We start from the raw sequence: 18,622 nt of genomic DNA, 5'->3' as shown, positions 1-18,622 counted from the left end.
TCCTCATTGTGCCACCCACCTATTGAACCGCTGCTGCAGCTCCTCTTCGTGATCCACCCAGAACGGCGTGCTCAACGCGAGCGCACCGGCCATGTTCTTTTCGGCTGTCGGCAGCTGCGGTGCGATATCTGCGGAAATGCTGGACGTCGCCCTCGCGTTGGTGACGCCGTAGACCATCTTTTCCGCAAATGCTTTCTGGGGCTCTGGGCTGGTCATATACGCGACAAGGTCGAAAGCCTTGTCACTGTTCCCGCCCTTGGGGATGGCCCAGAAGTCCATCGCGTAAAGCTGGTTGGTCCAGGACATCCTGAAATGCTTGCCCTGCTGGTTGGCGGCGATGACGCGGCCGTTGTAGGCGGAAGTCATCGTGACCTCGCCCGAGGCGAGCCATTCCATCGGCTGCGCGCCGCTCTCCCACCACTGGATGTTAGGCTTCAACTGATCGAGCTTGGCGAATGCCCTGTCCTGCCCTTCCTTCGTCGCCAGGACCTTGTACAGTTCCTCAGGCTTCACCCCTTCGGCGAGCAGCGCGATCTCGATCGTCATGCGAGCCTGTTTGCGCAGTCCGCGCTTGCCCGGCCACTTCTTGACGTCCCAGAAGTCCGCCCAGGATGTGACGCCGGTGGTCTTGTCCCCGTCATATGCGAGGATTTTCGACCAGACAAAGGCCCCCACCCCGCAGTCCGACTTGGCCGGACCGATGATGTCTGCTGAATTCGGCAGGCTCTTCCAGTCGAACGTCTCGAGAAGGCCCTGGTCGCACGCCAGGATCATCTCGTTCTCGTCCATCTGCACGACGTCCCACGTCGTCGTGCCGGTCTCCACCATCGCCTTCACCTTGGCGATGCCTCCCGTGTACGACTCCTCGAGAAGAGGCGCGCCGGACTTCTTTTCGTAAGGCTTGAAGAGCGTCTCGCGCATAGCCTCCTGAGTTGCGCCGCCGAAGCCAACGACCGTGAGATCGCGGGCGAGTGTCGGTGTCGCCGCCGCGAGGCAAGCGACCGTGGCCATCAATGTTATAAACCGGTTTCTCATTGGTTCCCCTTTTTTTGAGATAAGGTTTTGTCGTTATGCGGCGGCTGACCTCGCAAGATCAGCCATGGTGGCGTCGATGAGCTCGAGGGTGTCGTCCAACACCGTTTGATCGTGACTGAGCGACAGGTAGAGGCGCTTGAGCTGGAGGGGCTGGAAAATCTGCCGGCCCGTGATCAGGGCCCGGCGGAACCGCATGTCGAGCTCGTTGTCGTTCCGTAGGAGGTCGGCATACTCCTTGAACTCGCCCTCGAAGAAGTACACGAGCCAGACGGAACCGAAGCCCGCGGTCTGGGCCCTGATGCCGTGCCGCGCGATGATTTCGTCGATCTGCTTGCGGAGATAGCTGCCGAAGTCGAAAAGGCGGTCGTAGACGCCCGGCTTCGACAACTCCTGGACGGTGGCCTTGACGGCGGCCATAGAGGAAGGGGTGCCGTTGAAGGTACCTCCCATGAAGACCGCTCCCTCGCCGGTCCGGCCCACGCGTTCCATGATGTCCCGCCGGCCGGCAACCAACCCGATCGGATAGCCGCTGGTGGCAGCCTTGCCGAAGGTGGCGAGGTCGGGCGTGATGCCGACGATCGACTGGTATCCGCCGAGAGCGTGCCGGAACCCGGTGATCACCTCGTCGAAGATCAGGATCACGCCGTTTTCGGAGGTGATCCTCCTCAGATCGCGCAGGAACTGGTTCTGAGCGACGACCGCTCCCATGTTGTGCGCGATCGGCTCGATGATGACAGCGGCCACCTCGCCCGGATTGGCCCGGATGTATTCCTCCACCGCCGTGGCGTCGTTGTAGGGAAGTATCTTGGTGTAACGTGCCGCGTCGTACAGGATACCGTCGGACATGGGGTCGAAAGCGTCGATCATCTGCCGGCTGGACTGCCCGTTCATTGCGACGTAGTCATGCCAGCCGTGGTAGCCGCCCTGGAACTTGATGATCTGCTTGCGCCCGGTATAGGCGCGGGCCAGGCGCAGGGCGTGATACGTGGCTTCCGATCCGCTGCTGCAGAAGGCGACCTGGTCGGCGCATGGAATGGCCTTCACGAGGAGCTCGGCGACCTCGACCTCAAGTTCGAGAACTCCGGCCCCGACCAGATCAAGGCTCTCGCCGACTCTAGCAATGGCCCGGGAGATCGCGGGATTTCTGTGCCCGAGAACGTTTGCACCGAAGGCGCAGTGGTAGTCGGTGTATCGGGTGCCATCGGCATCGTACAGGTACGGGCCATCGGCCCTGGCAAACGCGATCGGCGATCCGAGGCGTCGGCTGGGGCTGAGAAGACCGCCGGGTATAACCGCCTCGGCGCGGCTTGCGATCAGCTCGTTGTTGCTTGCCATCAAGCCGCTCCCCCGATGTTTTCGAGAACCACCGCGCGGATCCCGTCGGCGTCGAGGCGGTAGTGCCTGTAGAGGTGCGTGGGCGGAGCGATCAGGCTGTACTCGTCCCGGATGCCGTGACGTACGAGGCGGGCCCCTTTCCCCTTCTCTGCGAGAACCTCGGCAACAGCGCCACCCAGACCGCCGAGGATGTTGTGTTCTTCGACAGTGAGGATGATTTTCGAGCGCGCCGATGCCTCTATGATGGCTTCCTCGTCCAGAGGCTTGATCGAGTGCATGTCGATCAGGCCCACGGAATGACCGGCGGCGCTGAGCTCCTCCATCGCCTTTTTCGCACCGTGGACCGGGTAGCCCGCGGCGATAATGGTGACGTCGTCGCCGATCCCGTGAACCACGGCCTTCCCGAGCTGGAAGTCCACGCCGTTTTCGTACACGACAGGATCGTGACCGCGGTGGATACGGAAGTAAATCGGAAGAGGGTAATCGACCGTCGCCTTGAGGGCGGCCGCCAGTGCGGGTCCGTCCGCCGTGGAAACGACAGCGAGATTGGCGATGCTCCTGGTGATCGCGATGTCTTCGGTCGCGTGATGGGACGTGCCATAGAACCCAAGCGAGATGCCTGTGTGGTGACCGATGAGACGGACAGGCTGCTTGCAGTAGGCGACGTCCATCCGGATTTGCTCGCAGCAGAGAAGAGCCAGGAACGAGGCGAACGTGGCAACGTAGGGAATGACTCCGGTCGTCGCCATTCCGGCGGCTGCCGAGACCATGTTCTGCTCGGAGATGCCGAACTGCACGAACCTCTCGGGAAAACGCCTGGCGAACTCGTTCAGGCCATTCGAGTACTGGAGGTCGGCTGTTCCGGCCATTACCGGATGGCCGGCTTCTGCCAGCTCGATCAGCGCGTTCGACAGCGTCGGCAGCGACGGTGCGCGACGGTTCAGTTCGCGGTATTGCCACGAGTCCTTGGAAATCAGCTGGTTCATTAGGAAATCACCGTGTTGAGAATGGTTTCGCGGGCGTTGTCTTCGTCTTCCGCGCCGAGATACCCGAGGTGCCAACCGGGCTCGGTCTCCATGTAATCGATGCCCTTGCCCTTCACCGTCTGCGCTATGATGCAGCAGGGCCTGGTCCGCCCGGTGTCCGCCTTCACCTGCCGGAGAAGCGTCGTGAGGGCATGGACGTCGTGCCCGTCGACGGTGTGGACCTCCCATCCAAAAGCCCGCCACTTCTCGTCCAGCGGTTCCACGGCGAGGACATCGTCAACTTTTCCATCGAGCTGGTAACCGTTTCGGTCGACGATAGCGACGAGGTTGGAGAGGCCGTGACTGGAAGCGGAAAGCGCGGCCTCCCAGACCTGGCCCTCCTGCATTTCACCGTCCCCTAGAAGTACGAACGCGTTGAAGTCCCGCTTCTGGAAGCGCGCGCCGAGAAGCATTCCGACGCCGTTTGAGAGGGCATGACCGATCGAACCGGAACTGAAGTCCACGCCCGGCACCTTCGTCATGTCAGGGTGATCGCCAAGCGGGCTTCCAAGACGGGTATAGGTGTCCAGCCAGCTCGGATCGAAGAAGCCGAGGTCGGCGAGGATAGGGAACAATCCGACAGCGGCATGACCCTTCCCCATCAGAAACCGGTCACGGTCCGGCCAGGCGGGCTCGCCCTTTCTGATGTTCATCACGTCATAGTAGAGCGCCGCGAATATCTCGGCGCACGAAAACACCGAGGTGTAGTGACCTACCTTGGCGATCGAGATCAGCCGAATCGTCTCAAGCCGGACGAACTGGGCGCGTTCGCGCAAAAGCTCCACCCTGGCTTCAGACAATGGGTCATCGTCGCGGCCCATCGTTGGATGGCCGCCATAAATATTTAACACTGTCACGGATATACTCCCGTTGTTCCCTAACTTATAAGTTATAAGATATAGAGAATCGAGACAAAGGCAACATGGATTTTTTGACAACGTGACAGGTCGATAAAATCGAACGTAACAGATCAAATTATGCAGCTTTTATCGAATGGTGAAAAAGCAGATGTTGTCTCCATCGAATTCAGCCATCCCAATGGAGCAAAGCAAATGACCAAGGTACTCGTCCTCTACTACTCGTCCTACGGCCACATCGAGACGATGGCAGGCTCGATCGCAGAAGGCGCAAGAAGCGCCGGCGCCGAAGTAACAATCAAGCATGTCCCGGAAACTGTTCCGCTCGAAATCGCCGAAAAGGCTCACTTCAAGATCAACCAGGAAGCCCCCATTGCGACAGTGGCCGAACTGGCGGATTATGATGCAATCATCGTCGGTACCGGCACCCGCTTCGGCCGGATGTCGTCGCAGATGGCGGCGTTCCTCGACCAGGCCGGTGGCCTGTGGGCTCGTGGCGCTCTGAACGGCAAGGTGGGCGCAGCGTTCGCATCGACCGGCACCCAGCACGGCGGGCAGGAGACCACCCTGTTCTCGATCATCACCAACCTCATGCACTTCGGCATGATCATCGTCGGCCTCCCCTACAGCCATCAGGGACAGATGAGCAGTGAAGAAATTGTCGGCGGCGCTCCTTACGGGGCAACGACAGTTGCCGGTGGCGACGGGTCGCGCCAGCCTTCGCAGATCGATCTCGCCGGTGCCTTCCATCAGGGCGAGATCGTCGCCCGCACTGCAGCTGCTCTTGTCGCTGCCCGCAACTAAACCCGCCTAAATCAATCTTAAAATTCAGCTCCAACCAGACCAGCCGATTGCGATCGGCTGGCAAGGAGAAGTCATGTCCTCGCTTTTCTCAAACAAGGTCGTCGCGGTCACCGGTGCAGGCTCTGGGATCGGTCGGGCGATAGCACTTGGGCTCGCTCGCGACGGCGCAACAGTACATCTGGCTGATCGCGATGCCGCCGCGCTTATCCAAACTGCAGAGCTCATCCGAGCCGAAGATGGCAGGGTGTTCACAACCGACCTTGACGTAGCAAGCGAGCTCCAGGTCGTCGGATGGATCGAGGAGATTGGCTCTACATCCGGCCGTCTCGATGCGGCCTTCAACAATGCGGGTATAACCGGCCCTGCGAAGCGCATCGAAGACTATGCTCTTGAGGATTTTCAAGGGGTGATCGCCGTCAATCTGCAGAGTGTTTTTCTCGGGATGAAGTACCAGATCCCGTTGATCAAGCGCAGTGGCGGTGGCTCGATCGTAAACACAGCTTCGGTCGCTGCCTTGACGGGACCAGGAGGCATGAGTGCCTACGCTGCTTCAAAGCATGGCGTGCAAGGGCTGACCCGGGTTGTCGCGATGGAAAATGCGGCGCACGGCATCCGCGTCAACGCGATTGCGCCCGGCTGGACTGAAACGCCAATGGTTGTGGCAAACAGCCAACAAAACTCCGCCTTTGCCGCACTCGCTCAAAACGCCATTCCTGCCAAGCGCGGCGGCAGGCCGGAGGAAATCGCAGCCGCGGCAATCTGGCTTGCCTCCGACGCCGCCTCCTATGTCACCGGACACATGCTGACCGTCGATGGCGGCATGACGATCGGTGGATTTGAACTCTGACAACGAACCTCGAAAGGATCATCCCATGTCAGACCATCCTGAAACCTCGTATGAAGCATTGAAAGCAGTCGTCCGCCGCAACACACTCGAAGTCCAGTCCGGCGGAGACTTCGAACTTTTCGACGAGCTTTTCGCCGACGACTTCCTGGACCACACGCCGCAGCCGGGAGGAACGCCCGACAAGGAAGGCGCCCGTCGTCTCTATCACGCCTTGCGCGGCGCTTTCCCCGACTTCCACGCCGAGATCCACTGGCAGGCCGTCGATGGCGATATCGTCACCACCTTCAAGACCTACCACGGTACCCATCAGGGCGTGGTTCTGGGGATCGAGCCAACCGGTCGCAAGATCAAGTTCGAGACGGTCGACGCCATGCGCATTCGCGACGGCAAGATCGCCGAGCATTGGGGTGTTGCCAATCTCTACTACCTTCTGCAGCAGCTAGACGCCCTGCCTCCTTTGGCGCCGAAAATCCCTGAAGTTTAAGGACGAATCTCATGACCAAAACCAACATTCTCGATGGCAAAGTCGTCATCGTAACCGGCGCATCAAGCGGCATTGGCCGTGCGATCGCCATCCGTGCCGCCGAACACGGCGCCAAAGCAGTTATCGTCTCTGACGTTGTCGAGGCACCCCGGGAAGGCGGCGAACCTACTGCTTTGGAGATCCGAAAGCTCGGAGCCCAGTCGATGTTCGTCAAGGCAGACGTCAGCCGCAAGGCTGACAACGACGCCTTGGTGGCAGCTGCTGAGGAATTTGGCGGCGTCGATGTCATGGTGGCGAATGCAGGCATTACACTGAGGACAGACGGGGCGGAGGTTCCGGAAGACGATTACCGCCGCCTGATGTCTGTCAATCTCGATGGCCCGCTATTTGGAGCGCAGGCAGCTGCGCGTCAGATGAAAGCACGCAACAAGCAGGGCAGCATTGTCCTCATGGCAAGCATGGGCGGGATCTCTGGCGCCGGCATCACCGTCGCCTACTCGACCAGCAAGGGCGGCGTTGTGCTGATGGCCAAATCATTGGCCGACGCTCTTGGCCCCGACGGTATCCGCGTCAATGCAGTCGCACCCGGCACCATCGACACGGAGCTTCTTCGCACCAGCCCCGGCATCGCACAGGCCTCCGAGGGCTTTCGCCAGAGGACGCCGCTTCGCCGGCTTGGCAAACCGGCAGAAGTCGGAGATGCTGTCGCCTTCCTTGGCTCGGACCTGTCGAGCTATGTGTCTGGTACCGCGCTCCTCGTGGATGGAGGGCTGCTCTCCGTTATCTGATTTCTCGACCCTCCAGTCGGACCCGCGCACTCACAAGCGCGGGTTTTTCTTTACCTCCATCATTCGATTTTATCGACGATAATCGGCGATATTATCCCACTTTCTCGTTCGCTCGCATGATGGCAATTTCTCCTCACGACGCAGCCGCGGTGGCTACGCCCCAAACTTAAGGAGAACGTCCATGTCTTATTCCGATGCAATCGCTCAGCGCGTTGAAACTCTTTCCCAGTCGGTCCTCATCAACGGCGTCACGCCTCTTACCGGCCGTGTCCTGCTGTCGGCAATCTTCCTTCTGTCCGGTATCAGCAAGATCTCTGATCCAGCTGGGACAATCGGTTATATCAATATGGTCGGCCTGCCCTTCCCGCCGCTGTCCTACGGCGCAGCCGTCGTGACTGAACTCCTGGGCAGCATTGCGCTGATCCTCGGCTTCCAGACCCGCATCGTCGCCCTGATCCTTGCCATGTTCAGCGTTGCCACGGCACTGACGTTCCACAACAACCTCAGCGACCTGAACCAGTTCATCCACTTCTTCAAGAACATCGCAATGGCCGGCGGTCTGTTGCAGGTCGTCGCGTTCGGCGCGGGCCGTTACAGCCTCGACGCCCGCCGTTAATTGAACCTCCCGATTACAGGAAAAGCCCGGACCATTGTCCGGGCTTCTCGCGTTCTTACTTACCCCATTCCGGGCCGCCATCGGTGCAGGTCTGGCCCCCATCGACAGGCAAGACAATTCCGGTGATCCAGGCAGCTTCATCACTGGCAAGAAATGCGACCGCTGAGGCGATCTCTTCAGGTTGGCCTGCCCGTCGCAACGGGATCCGGTCCCACGCCTTATCGAGAAGCGCGTCGTCATCCATGATAGCATCTACCATCCCCGTGACAGTCAGCCCGGGCGCTACTGTATTGGCTCTGACACCGAACTTGCCGAGGTCACAGGCTGCTGAGCGGGTCAAATTCGCAACCCCACCTTTTGCAGCATTATAGGCGGCATGGCTCCAGCCGCCACCAAGGGATGAGACGGAGCCGATGTTCACGATCGAACCCTTAGTCTCCTTCAGATGCGGAACCGAGGCACGGCTCATATAGAAGACGCCGGAAAGGTCCGAGGCAATGCACTCGTCCCAATCCTGATCGCTCGTCTCCTCGATGGTGCCGACAAGATTCATGCCGGCGGCATTGACGACTGTGTCGATGCGGCCGAACCGTTCGACCGTCGCTGCCACAAGGGCGTCGCAGTCCGGCCGGGATGAAACATTTGCGACAAAGATGCCACTGCGGTCGGCCGGCATCTTCGAGGCAACGTCCGACAACCGCTTCTCGGTTCTGCCGGAGATCATCACGGACGCTCCTTCCTCAAGAAGTCGGTTGGCAATGGCGGCGCCGATACCGGAACCACCGCCCGTTACGATTGCTACTTTTCCATCAAATCGCTTTGACATGACACACTCCTTCATTCTCCGTGGCGAAGGCCGCGGCAGTGTTGGTTTCGTGTTGGGTCTGACTGGATTGGTTCAGTTTGTCGGGAAGTCGGCGGAACGAGACAAAGCTTCCCAGGCGAGGACGTTTGCTTTGAGATCGTCAGCTTTCTTCAGGGCTGCGTCCACGGCATCATTGCCGAGCGGAAGATGGTGCGGAGGCTGTTCAGCCAGCACGGCTTCCCGGATCGCCTTCGCCGCACGCGCGGGGTCACCGGCCTGCTTTCCGACCGAGGCGTGGTAAGCACGACGTGCCTCGCCCGCTGTCGCGTCGTAATCATCAATGGACGCGGAGACCTCGTTCGACGAGCCTGCCCACTCCGTGCGGAATGCGCTTGGCTCGACGGTCATGACGTTGATCCCGAGTGGGGCGACCTCTTTTCGGAGCGTATCCGACAGGCCTTCCACGGCAAATTTAGTCGCGCAGTAGTAGCCCACGCCGGTATAGCCAACCAGGCCGCCGATTGATGTCAGATTGACTACCGTACCACTGCGGCGGGCTCGCATATGCGGAAGCACCGAATGGATGGTGTTGGCAGTACCGAAGAAATTGACATCGAACAGTCGACGGGCGTCGGCTTCGGCCGTTTCCTCAATAGCGCCAAAGAAACCGATCCCGGCATTGTTGATCAAGACGTCGATCCGGCCGAAGTGCGCTTCTGCAGCGTCAACAACCTTTTTGCACTGATTCCGATGGATGACGTCGAGCGGGAGGATCAGGGCATCGCCCTTCTGCTCAAGATCCGCAATTTTGTCAGTCTTGCGAGCCGTCACTACGACCTTTTCACCGGCTTCCAGCAGATGTTCCGCGATGTAGCGACCGAAGCCTGTAGAGCATCCGGTGACGAGCCAGACTTTAGGGTTTTGCGTGCTCATTTCATATACTCCTTTCTGTTTCACGCCTGCGGGGACCGTTGCCGGTAGCCCCAGATCTCCACATCTTCGACGCACAGGTCCGGGACCTTTGCCATGAAGGCTTCGACGTAAGGTGTGCTCATATGCAGTTTGAAGTCGGAGGTGTGCCGCCAGTCTTCGAGCACCATCCACACGTCGGGAACGTCATTGGACTGGTGGATCTCGTAGCGTAGGCAGCCTTCCTCGTTTCGGGACGGCGAGACGAGCTGAAGCAGTTCGTTACCCAGATCTTCTGAGCGGCCCGGCTTCGCAGTGAAGTAGGCCACGTTGGTGAGATCGGCCATTTCAGGTCTCCTCTTGGGTTGGGGCAACACCCGCATAATGGCGGCATGCCTGGAAAAGATCTGCCGTGCTTTTGCGGGAGCTGTCGTGATCTTGCTCTTTTCAGACGCCGTTGATCGCAATGATGCGCGATGCGGCCGCAGCCTGCCGCTGTGCGGCCAAGGGCGCGTATTCGGGGGATGCGAAGAGCTGGCGGATCGCATTCTTGTCCGGAAATTCGATGATGAGCATGTTGGTGGCGGTCCAGCCTTCCAACTCGAGAGGGCTCTCATCGATTGCGATCAGCTTGCCCCCGGCTTTGGCGACGAGCGGCAATGCCTTGGACCGATAATCTTCGATGGACTTCATGTCGCGGATGTCGAGATCGACGATAAGATAAGCAGACATAGGTCTTTTCCTTTCCTGTTGAGTTCGTAGCTTCTGGGGGTCATGGCGCAGTCAGGGGAGATGGCGCCACTTGACCATGCGGTCTTTGAGATCGAGTGTGCCGCCATCGACGGTGAACGTGCCGTCCCCGCGATGGTGCATCATTCGACGCTCTTTTCGGGCCTCGTTGATCCAGATCCTCGTCGCCTCAAGGATGAAGAGGTTGTAGGGATCCGAAAGTCTTGTATCGACGACCCGGCATTCTATGTTCGCCAGGCAGTCGGACAAGAGCGGTGCTGCCGCGTCCTTGGCAGGTCGCGTCTTGAGGCCGTACCTCTGGAATTTATCTACCCGATCGCCCGAGCAGTTCCCGACGTCGACAACGGTCTCGGCGAGATCAAGACCGGGAACAGCGATGACACATTCTCCGGTTTTTCGGAGAGCCTGATAGCTGTGATCCCACGGCCCGATGACACACCCGATCAGCGGCGGGTCATGCTGGATCATCATATGGAAGCCCATTGTCATCACATTGGGCTTGCCGTTATCGCTCGTGGAGACCATGACGATCGGGCCAGGTTCCAGAACGCGATAAGCTTGAGATGCGGGTAATTCCTTCATGACAATCTCCCTTGAGAGGTCCCTGCATCGAGGCAGGGACCCTTCAGGGTCGGTCTGTTACCAACCCTGTTCTACTGGCAGGACGAACAGCTCGGCGACGTCCACATGAGCCGGGGCCTGGGCGGCGAAGACGATGGTGTCGCCGATATCCTCGCCCTGGAGGAAGGTCATCTGGCTCGCCAGCTCGTCCATCTGCTTGCGGTAGCCCGGATCGGTGATGTGGTCGTAGAGCTCGGTGGCGACGGCGCCCGGCTGGATGCAGGTCACGCGGATGCCGTGTTTCTGGCCGACTTCCATACGCAGGCCATCAGAGAACGCCGTTACCGCGTGTTTCGTCGCGCAGTAGACAGACAGACCTTTGAAGACCTTGCGGCCAGCGATCGAGGACATGTTGAAGACATGGCCCGAATGCTGCTTGATCATCTGGGGCAAAACGGCGGCCGTCGTGTTGAGCAGACCCTTCACGTTCACATCTACCATCCGCTGCCACTCGTCGACCTTGAACTGGTCGATATCGGAGAGCGGCATCAGGCCGGCATTGTTGACGAGGATGTCGATCGAACCGTATGCGCCGATAAGCTTTTTGGCGCCCGCTTCAACCGAAGCCGTATCGACGACATCCATTTCGATGACAAGAGCCTCGCCGCCTTTTGCTTCGATCTGCTTCTTGAGATCTTCGAGTTTGTCCGTACGGCGTGCAGCGATACCGACCTTCGCGCCGGCTTCAGCAAGCTTTGCAGCGGTCGCAGCGCCAATGCCGCTCGATGCGCCAGTGACCAGGGCGATCTTTCCGTTGAGTTTGGTCATTGTCTTCATTCCTTGTCTGAAGCCCACCACCGCGGTGGGCATTTCGTTTTGACAAGGATGAAATTATGCCTTCCGCCTCCGACCTTCTCTTGGGCCCTTGCTCGACCTGTCGCGATCTTGCTCGAAATCACGACAGGTCGAGAAAATTTAGCCTCGCCGATAGTGGCTCGGCGGCAGACCGGTTTCGCGTCGGAAAACCTGGGCGAAGTGGCTGGGGCTCGAATAGCCAACCGACATGCCGATCTCGATGATGCTCGTATCGGTCTCCTGCAGGAGGAGCTGTGCCTTAGCTATGCGCTGACGGATAAAATAGCGCGAGGGCGAGAGCCCTGTCGCCTTCTTGAACAAGCGACTGAAATGGAATTCACTCATACCCACCGTTTCGGCAAGCTGTGCGAGATTGAACGGCTCGGCTAGATTTTCTTCAAGATATGCGACTGCCCGGCGAAGCCTGAAGCCGGGAAGCGCATTCTGGCGATCGTCGGGAGCTTCACTCGCGGCGTAGTTCCGGATCAGATGTACGGCGAGGCTCTGGGCGAGACCCTGGACGAACAGCTGGCTCCCCTTCCCTTCAGACGTCAGTTCCTGATGGATCAATGCAAGAAGGTGCGACAGCTGCGTGTCCTTGCCTCCGGAAATGTCGCGTAGCACAGGAGGGGCGGCGCAGCCCAGCACGTCGTAGGCGACGCGTTCGAAAAGCGGTACGGAAAGATAAAGATGCATCACCTGGAATGAGGCTTCTCCGATCGCGCGCCAGCGCATCTCGTAGGGAGTAGGGGAGCGGGTCAGAAAGAAATCTCCGACAGTGACAGTGTTGGCTACCCATTCTCCATCAAGGTCACGCTCCTCAACCACTGCCTCGCCCGACATCACCCAGACGATCAGTGGTTCGGCGACGGCAGGAACGAGGAAGGGCTCCTGCTTATTGAGACGGGAATAGACCTTCACAAACATGTCATTCCAAGCCGGACTGTCGCCACTGATAAGCGTGCGACCCGCTATGTACCGTTCAAGCCCGAGCGGGGACGTTCGCTCGGGCTTTGCAGCAATCTCATCCAGTTCAGGCAAGAGGGCCGATGGGTAAATGGTTTGTCCGGTTACGGCCGGGATTGGGGGTAAAGTGTTTTGATGGACCGGTTCAATGTCTGCCAATGCGGGCCCTCTCTACAAAACGAACAAAGCTGCGTGAATTGCCTCAGGCGTCAATGAAACATGTCTCGGTTCACATCTCCGCCCACAACCACCATCAATGATGCAATGCACCATTTTGTTTCGTCTGACAGCCAAATAATACCAGTCTCTTCTGCCTCTTTGAGGCAGATGAAATCCGGGTCTACCGCACATGTCAGTATTTCCGGGATTATCCTGCTATTCGCCACGCCTGTGGAAACGTTGTTTTCAAGAAGCAGGCGCAAAGTAGCGCCCTTCCCCCGTAGTGCTCGAATGAACGTGACCGCTGCACCGCTGAACATGATCCACTCCATAGTTGGTTTGTTTGCGCAAGCGTCGCCCGGGACAATCGAAGAACGGTGTCATGACACCCCAACGAGATTGCAGGGTCCTCCACAAGCGAATGTTTGGCGCCTGAGGCAAGATCTGCGGGCCGGGTAGCCGCATCGCCAAACGGCTGGGAATAAAGTCGACCGCATCTTTCGGACGGAGCACCTAAGCGATCCTCAATGATCATGAAGCGCTGTCAGCAGCCCGTTTTTCGTTGAATAGAGAGATCCGCTGATGGGCAATCAACAGCGCTTTTTCGATCAATGGATAGCCGGCATAGGGGATGATATTGAACAGGGTTTCGATAATCTCTTCTGGGTCGGCCCCAAGATTCAGAGCGGCATCGATATGCACGCTAAGCGGCTTCTCTGCCGCGATGGTACCTTGAGCGGCGAGAGCAGAGATGGCACTGAGCTCTCTTCCCTTGGGGTGAAGCGCCGCGCGGCAAAAGACGTCACCGTAGCAATGGGCAACGATCAGTCTTCCCAAACCAGGGGCAACATCCCTGAAACTGTCCACCACACCAGCGCCGGACCCTCCTGATGTTGCGGCCAGTGTTGCCGCACCTCTTGTAAAGCGCTCGTCGTCATCTTTGACGATATCAACCCTTTTCCGAGTATTCGATTGTGGTCGTTCGGAAGCCGCGAAGATATCCCTTGCTCTGCCGGCAGCGTTTAGGGCTGCGGGGAACCCGGAATAGACGCTCAGTTGAATAACCATTTCGACTATTTCGCTGTGGGTTGCGCCTGCAGCAAGCGCTGACACGATATGGGCATCGAAGCTTGTCCCCACCTTCCCCCTCGCTGCAAGCATTGCAGCGGACGCGAGATGGGCAAGCTTCGGCTCCAGACGCACAGAGCAGAAAATCTCTTGGTCGACGACCTGTTCGCGCCATTTCAAGAAGTCGGGGGCAATTCGGTCGAGGATAGCGAGACGGTCGGAGGATATCTGCGGGACAACAGGTTGTGACTGAGCCTCGGTGGCATTATTGGTTTCGACCCGGCCGACGAGAATATCGCGGACGATGGGAACGGCGTTGATCGCCGTCGGAAACCCGATCAGCCCCGCGGAAATAAATAGCAGGTCAACGATATCCTCGGCAGTTCCACCGGCGTTCAGTAATCCGTTGAGGTGAAAAGAAAGCTGTGACTGCGCCGATCCGTGGGCCAGTAACGTGGCGGCGGTCACAATCTGTCGGGTTCGCAGATCAAGGCCATCGCGCGATAGCACATCGCTATAGGCGTATTGAATGGTGAACCGCGCCAGATCCTCTGAAAAGCGCGCCAGCTGACTTACCGGCCCTCCGAAATTCTCGCCACCGATCTGCTTGAGAATGGCAAGACCACGACGGTGTTTTTGCCTGTCGTCTGGCGAAGCCAAATTGTCGAGCTGCTCTTCGATATTGGTCATGATCATCGCTTCCTTTTGAACTGGTTGTCACGGACGCAGATATTCCTATCAAGCGAGAGAATTGGACCACGCCGGCATTGGGTATTCCAGCGTGGTTCCAGACTACGGCTTGCGATAGAGAACCATGCCCGCGTGGTAGAGGACGCCATCGACGAAATCGCCGTCGGCAGTAAAGCCGGTGTCGTCCCAGTACTCGATGTGATCTCCCGACACCTCGTATCGTCCTTGATAGGCACTTTCGCGTCGGCCACGCGCCTCGTCGTAGCGGCCGTTCGGAAGCAACTGATGACGGATGCGGCCGTCTGCGGTCTCCCACATGCCGACATAAGGGTGTGAAGGCGTTGCGGTGGTCATTGTGCCGCCTCCGTCTTGCCCAGGAAAGACTGAATGGTCTCTGGTTCGACGACCGAGGCGTAGTTCAATTCGTGCCGGATCTTCCATTTGCCACCAGTGCATTCCCAGCCCAGCTGCGAGCGGCCGTCAAAAGCGATCACCTTGCCATCAAGGCGATCGATACGGCCAACGAAGCCAAGAGTCGTCGAAGCAACTGTGCCGCCGACGATTGCGTCATGGCCCCCGGTCAATCCGTGGCGGACGGATCGGGCGGCATTCTGCAACGCCTCCCAGTTGGCCCCGTAGCGAGCCGCGTTGTCAAAGAGCTGTGTGCTTCCAGGCGCGAAATTATCGTAGAAAACGCCTTTCGTGTCCTCCAGGTCGTAGTACTTGTTCAGCTTTTCTGCGAACACGAATTTGCCATCCCCTTCATGACGCTCCCAGCCCTTCATGATCCAGTCAGCATGAAGTGCGAGAGGAGCTTCGGCGCCTTCCCGGGGGCACGCACTATCCTGCGCAGCGACAGGTCGGGCGCAAATTCCGAGCGCCAATGCTGCTGCGAGCGTGATCTTGATGTTCGTCATTTGGATATCTCCTTCGGTGATCGTTGTTATTGCCTGCCGTGCTGTGCGGGATGCGACTGTCGGCCACGGGTAGAAGGTAGACAAAACCGATTGTCGCTTGTATTCCCTTTTCGCTAACGATATTGGTTAGCAGGAGGCGACAATGACAATCGACCTGAACCTTGTGCCGGTGTTTCTGGCTGTCGCCGAAGAGGGCAATTTCAGGGCCGCGGCCGAACGACTGGGCGTCACACGCTCCGCCGTAAGCCAGGGAATACGCCGGCTTGAGGATATCTGCGGCATCGCGCTCGTCAGCCGCACGACCCGTAGCGTGCGGCTCACCGAAGCAGGCGACCGCTTCCGCGAAACACTGTCCCAACCAATGGCCGAGGTCAGATCCGCGTTTGAGAATGTGGCGGGTGACACCAGACCGAGTGGCTTGCTGCGGATCGCGGTCACATCAATCGCCGAGCAGTTCCTGTCTGGCCCACTGATCGCGTCCTTCGCAAAAACCCATCCTGGCATCACGATCGATGTGACGGTGACGGACGATGTCTTTGATATCGTCGCAGCCGGATTCGATGCGGGGGTCCGGCTCGGTGAGGTGATCGAGCAGGACATGGTCGCTGTTCCCCTGACCAAAGAAGAAAGAGAAGTGGTCGTCGCGACGCCAGAATATTTCGAGGTAAATGGAACGCCCCGCCATCCTCGGGAACTCATGCATCATCGCTGTATAGGCTGGCGTCCGTCTCCGAGTGCCGCGCCTTATCGATGGGAGTTCGAGGAGGATGGCATAGGTTTTGACGTTGCCGTCGAGCCACAAATCACCACCAACGATCTGCATCTGATGGTCCGGACCGCGCTCGCTGGCGGCGGTATCACGTTCGCGCTGGAAGAGACGTTTCGTTTATATATCGATCGCGGCGAGTTGATCACGGCGTTGGACGAGTATCTGCCGCCATTTCCAGGGTTCTTCCTTTACTTCCCCAACCGACGGAATATGGCGCCCAAGCTGCGCGCGCTCATTGAGCACGTTCGGGCATACAAACTAACTTCTTCCTAGCGGCAGACGGCCCAGCCTAACTGGCTTTGTGCGCCAGATCGGGCGCCTATAACCGATGTAGTCCTTCGGTCAGAAAGCAAAACAGGTGCGGGTTGGCGCCGGGTTGGAGAGAATCGGAAAGCTCCTCGTGGCACTGGTCACCACTTCGGCGTTCTTGGCAGAGCATGGTTCGGTCACCAATTCGCGAGCCGATGCTAACGACCGATGGCATCGAGGCGAGGCTCCTTCCATGATTTCGGGTAACGTCGTGTCGACAGGCAGCTGCTGTGGCCCCCATACACAAAGCAGCGTCGTCGTAGCGATTGTTTTCGGAAGGGCAGCTCAGGTTTTACAACGCGAGTGCGCCGAGGAAACTACCTCAGCCGGTCCAGAAGGAGATAAAGCGGTGATCGTTCGAGCGCTATCGGCAGTGCGACCACGTATACCAGCCCTACGATAAGGTCGAAGAGCGGCCGCGAGCGAGACATCGTCCCTGACGTATCTCTCGTCGTGAAGTACATCATGATGCTTCCGGCAACCAATCTCAGAACGCCCTCCCACATCACTATCGATCCTCGGTTCTGGAGGTCGCGGGCGCAAAGGATAAGCAGCACGCCGATGAAGACGGCCATGCAACCAAAGACGGAGCCCATCATCGCCTGAGCAGGTGCCAGATCGCTCGCCCGACAGACGCTGATGTTGGAGCGCGCGCCAGCGTAGATGCTGTAGAGCGCCGTCAACATCACAAATAAGCTCATTGTCTGGAGCATCGTGGAAAGCTCTTTTGTTCAATCAGTTGACATATCAACGTTAGCTCCACTACGGTTGACATGTCAACCATTGGAGGTTTTCGATGTCATTCGATTTCCGGGAAAGTGAAGTTCTGATCACCGGCGGGACGAGCGGGATAGGCCTCGGCCTCGCAGAGCGGTTCTTAGGCGCCGGAGCACGGGTCGTGGTAACGGGCCGTAAGCATTCCAGGCCGGGTATTACAAGTGATCGTCTTACTGTCGTCGCCAGCGACATAGGGAGCGAAATCGATCGTATTGCACTGGCAGCGCGTGTTTCGGAACTCCTGCCGAACTTGAATGTCGTCATAAACAACGCTGGCATTCAGAGGCGGGTCGGCCTCGCTGCAGATGATGCGCCTTGGGCCGAGCGACAAACGGAGATCGATATATTGCTGGCAGGCCCGATCCACCTCAACCATTTGCTGATCCCCCGGCTTCTTTCCCACCGCATGCCGTCAATGATCGCGAATGTCAGCTCGGGAGGCGCATTCGTTCCCCAGGTCTTCGCCCCTACCTACAGCGCGTGCAAGGCCGCTATCCACAGTTACACGATGATTCTTCGGGAGGCGCTGGCCAAGACGTCCTGCCAAGTCGTGGAAATCATCCCGCCGGCCGTACAGACGCATCTCGGTGGCGCCGATCCGCATGGCGCTCCTCTTGATGCGTTTTGTGATACGGTCTTCAGTGGACTGGTTGCCGGACGGCAGAGGATCGGTTTTGGGTTCACCGAAGCCGAAGCGTTCGTCGCTGCCGAAAAACACTATGCGGATTTATTCAGGCAAAGCGCAGAGCGAGCAGATGTCCCAAGGTATCGATAGGAACGAGCAATATCAGCCGCGTTCGCATCTGAATAAGGATGAACTTGCGCTATGGCAGGCGCTGAAGAAGATCTCCGCGACAACAGCCAGCGTGATGAGAGGCGAGATTGGACCCGGCGTCAGTGGGGCTGATTTTTCTGTTCTGTCTCGTATCGAAGAGCTGGGTGAGCAAGGACTGGTATTGTCCCAAAGCGAGCTGTTGAAATCGCTCGGATGGGACAAGAGCCGGCTATCGCACCAGCTCACACGGATGCAGGAGCGCGGTTTGATCGAGCGGCGGAGAAACGGCAGGGAGGCCGAAGTGGTCCTTCGGGAAGCGGGGAGCGCTCTGCTCGCCTCGGCGCGACCAAAACAGGTAGCGATCGTGCAGAACTACTTGTCTCAGTTGACGGAAGCGGAAGCAGAAGCGGTGAAAACACTGGCGGCAAAGCTCTGAAATCCAATCCAACGTATGTGGAGCGGTGCTCGTCACTGCGTCGGGCAACAAGCGGGTCGATTTCCAGGCAGAGCTCGTTGACGTG

The 18,622-nt window shown here is 58.6% G+C and carries 24 protein-coding genes; 8 read left to right on the top strand and 16 right to left on the bottom strand.

Translation table 11 applies throughout. The features are described from left to right. Positions 1 to 3 precede the first annotated feature (3 nt). Genes JNB85_RS19845 through JNB85_RS19830 form a run of 4 tightly spaced genes read right to left on the bottom strand, consistent with a single transcriptional unit; the run spans position 4 to position 4,216 of the window. Positions 4 to 1,035, bottom strand: coding sequence for an ABC transporter substrate-binding protein (locus tag JNB85_RS19845; RefSeq protein ID WP_220336013.1), 1,032 nt, complete (start codon positions 1,033 to 1,035; stop codon positions 4 to 6). Positions 1,036 to 1,068: 33 nt separating this feature from the next. Beyond that, the gene (locus JNB85_RS19840) at positions 1,069 to 2,370 is read right to left on the bottom strand and encodes an aspartate aminotransferase family protein (RefSeq protein WP_220336012.1); all 1,302 of its coding nucleotides are present in this window, start codon (positions 2,368 to 2,370) and stop codon (positions 1,069 to 1,071) included. Then, entirely contained in the window at positions 2,370 to 3,356 is a 987-nt protein-coding gene (locus JNB85_RS19835) for a transketolase family protein (RefSeq protein WP_220336011.1), read from the bottom strand. The genes JNB85_RS19840 and JNB85_RS19835 overlap by 1 nt, the downstream gene beginning before the upstream one ends. Further along, on the bottom strand, positions 3,356 to 4,216 hold the full coding sequence (locus JNB85_RS19830) for a transketolase (protein ID WP_220336039.1): 861 nt from the start codon (positions 4,214 to 4,216) through the stop codon (positions 3,356 to 3,358). The genes JNB85_RS19835 and JNB85_RS19830 overlap by 1 nt, the downstream gene beginning before the upstream one ends. Before the next feature lie 231 nt (positions 4,217 to 4,447). Here JNB85_RS19830 and wrbA point away from each other — a divergent pair, with 231 nt between their 5' ends. From wrbA to JNB85_RS19805, 5 genes are all read left to right on the top strand, one after another. Continuing rightward, a complete protein-coding gene (wrbA, locus tag JNB85_RS19825) occupies positions 4,448 to 5,056 on the top strand; it encodes an NAD(P)H:quinone oxidoreductase (RefSeq protein ID WP_220336010.1) in 609 nt (202 codons plus the stop codon). 73 nt (positions 5,057 to 5,129) lie between these two features. Beyond that, positions 5,130 to 5,903 (top strand): SDR family NAD(P)-dependent oxidoreductase, encoded by a 774-nt coding sequence (locus JNB85_RS19820; protein ID WP_220336009.1) that lies wholly within the window; start codon positions 5,130 to 5,132, stop codon positions 5,901 to 5,903. Positions 5,904 to 5,928: 25 nt separating this feature from the next. Beyond that, the gene (locus tag JNB85_RS19815) at positions 5,929 to 6,387 is read left to right on the top strand and encodes an ester cyclase (protein WP_220336008.1); all 459 of its coding nucleotides are present in this window, start codon (positions 5,929 to 5,931) and stop codon (positions 6,385 to 6,387) included. 11 nt (positions 6,388 to 6,398) lie between these two features. Continuing rightward, positions 6,399 to 7,175: an SDR family oxidoreductase gene (locus tag JNB85_RS19810; RefSeq protein WP_220336007.1), complete on the top strand. Its 777-nt coding sequence runs from the start codon at positions 6,399 to 6,401 to the stop codon at positions 7,173 to 7,175. Between the two features lie 181 nt (positions 7,176 to 7,356). Beyond that, entirely contained in the window at positions 7,357 to 7,791 is a 435-nt protein-coding gene (locus tag JNB85_RS19805; RefSeq protein WP_220336006.1) for a DoxX family protein, read from the top strand. A 55-nt stretch (positions 7,792 to 7,846) separates the two neighbouring features. Here JNB85_RS19805 and budC read toward each other — a convergent pair whose 3' ends face one another. From budC to JNB85_RS19750, 11 genes are all read right to left on the bottom strand, one after another. Further along, on the bottom strand, positions 7,847 to 8,617 hold the full coding sequence (budC, locus tag JNB85_RS19800; protein WP_220336005.1) for a meso-2,3-butanediol dehydrogenase: 771 nt from the start codon (positions 8,615 to 8,617) through the stop codon (positions 7,847 to 7,849). 72 nt (positions 8,618 to 8,689) lie between these two features. Continuing rightward, positions 8,690 to 9,529, bottom strand: a complete 840-nt coding sequence (locus JNB85_RS19795; RefSeq protein ID WP_220336004.1) for an oxidoreductase — start codon at positions 9,527 to 9,529, stop codon at positions 8,690 to 8,692. Positions 9,530 to 9,549: 20 nt separating this feature from the next. Next, a complete protein-coding gene (locus tag JNB85_RS19790; RefSeq protein ID WP_220336003.1) occupies positions 9,550 to 9,852 on the bottom strand; it encodes a putative quinol monooxygenase in 303 nt (100 codons plus the stop codon). 100 nt (positions 9,853 to 9,952) lie between these two features. After that, positions 9,953 to 10,237: a DUF1330 domain-containing protein gene (locus JNB85_RS19785; protein ID WP_220336002.1), complete on the bottom strand. Its 285-nt coding sequence runs from the start codon at positions 10,235 to 10,237 to the stop codon at positions 9,953 to 9,955. 51 nt (positions 10,238 to 10,288) lie between these two features. Next, on the bottom strand, positions 10,289 to 10,837 hold the full coding sequence (locus JNB85_RS19780; protein ID WP_220336001.1) for a flavin reductase family protein: 549 nt from the start codon (positions 10,835 to 10,837) through the stop codon (positions 10,289 to 10,291). A 57-nt stretch (positions 10,838 to 10,894) separates the two neighbouring features. Continuing rightward, complete coding sequence (locus tag JNB85_RS19775; RefSeq protein ID WP_220336000.1) at positions 10,895 to 11,644, bottom strand: SDR family oxidoreductase; 750 nt, start codon at positions 11,642 to 11,644, stop codon at positions 10,895 to 10,897. Positions 11,645 to 11,791: 147 nt separating this feature from the next. Beyond that, complete coding sequence (locus JNB85_RS19770; RefSeq protein ID WP_220335999.1) at positions 11,792 to 12,796, bottom strand: helix-turn-helix domain-containing protein; 1,005 nt, start codon at positions 12,794 to 12,796, stop codon at positions 11,792 to 11,794. Between the two features lie 50 nt (positions 12,797 to 12,846). Beyond that, on the bottom strand, positions 12,847 to 13,116 hold the full coding sequence (locus JNB85_RS19765; RefSeq protein WP_223216540.1) for a hypothetical protein: 270 nt from the start codon (positions 13,114 to 13,116) through the stop codon (positions 12,847 to 12,849). 211 nt (positions 13,117 to 13,327) lie between these two features. Further along, complete coding sequence (locus tag JNB85_RS19760; protein WP_223216539.1) at positions 13,328 to 14,554, bottom strand: carboxymuconolactone decarboxylase family protein; 1,227 nt, start codon at positions 14,552 to 14,554, stop codon at positions 13,328 to 13,330. A gap of 102 nt (positions 14,555 to 14,656) precedes the next feature. Beyond that, positions 14,657 to 14,908 carry an Atu4866 domain-containing protein gene (locus JNB85_RS19755; protein WP_220335996.1) on the bottom strand — a complete coding sequence of 84 codons (252 nt, stop codon included), beginning with the start codon at positions 14,906 to 14,908 and terminating at the stop codon, positions 14,657 to 14,659. Beyond that, entirely contained in the window at positions 14,905 to 15,471 is a 567-nt protein-coding gene (locus JNB85_RS19750) for an invasion associated locus B family protein (protein ID WP_220335995.1), read from the bottom strand. The genes JNB85_RS19755 and JNB85_RS19750 overlap by 4 nt, the downstream gene beginning before the upstream one ends. 142 nt (positions 15,472 to 15,613) lie before the next feature. On the opposite strand from JNB85_RS19750, the gene JNB85_RS19745 reads away from it, so the two are divergent. After that, on the top strand, positions 15,614 to 16,513 hold the full coding sequence (locus tag JNB85_RS19745) for a LysR family transcriptional regulator (protein WP_220335994.1): 900 nt from the start codon (positions 15,614 to 15,616) through the stop codon (positions 16,511 to 16,513). Between the two features lie 353 nt (positions 16,514 to 16,866). Here the strand turns inward: JNB85_RS19745 and JNB85_RS19740 are convergent, their stop codons facing one another. Continuing rightward, a complete protein-coding gene (locus JNB85_RS19740) occupies positions 16,867 to 17,250 on the bottom strand; it encodes a hypothetical protein (RefSeq protein WP_220335993.1) in 384 nt (127 codons plus the stop codon). A 95-nt stretch (positions 17,251 to 17,345) separates the two neighbouring features. Between JNB85_RS19740 and JNB85_RS19735 the strand changes: the two genes are divergently transcribed. Together JNB85_RS19735 and JNB85_RS19730 are read left to right on the top strand one after the other, a co-directional pair. Further along, positions 17,346 to 18,101: an SDR family oxidoreductase gene (locus JNB85_RS19735; protein ID WP_220335992.1), complete on the top strand. Its 756-nt coding sequence runs from the start codon at positions 17,346 to 17,348 to the stop codon at positions 18,099 to 18,101. Further along, the gene (locus JNB85_RS19730; protein WP_220335991.1) at positions 18,082 to 18,537 is read left to right on the top strand and encodes a MarR family winged helix-turn-helix transcriptional regulator; all 456 of its coding nucleotides are present in this window, start codon (positions 18,082 to 18,084) and stop codon (positions 18,535 to 18,537) included. The genes JNB85_RS19735 and JNB85_RS19730 overlap by 20 nt, the downstream gene beginning before the upstream one ends. The last annotated feature ends 85 nt before the right edge of the window (positions 18,538 to 18,622 follow it).

It is taken from the genome of Rhizobium mesosinicum (assembly GCF_019511345.1).
GTDB classification, from domain to species: Bacteria; Pseudomonadota; Alphaproteobacteria; order Rhizobiales; family Rhizobiaceae; genus Rhizobium; species Rhizobium mesosinicum.
This window is presented reverse-complemented; position numbering and strand designations above follow the sequence as displayed.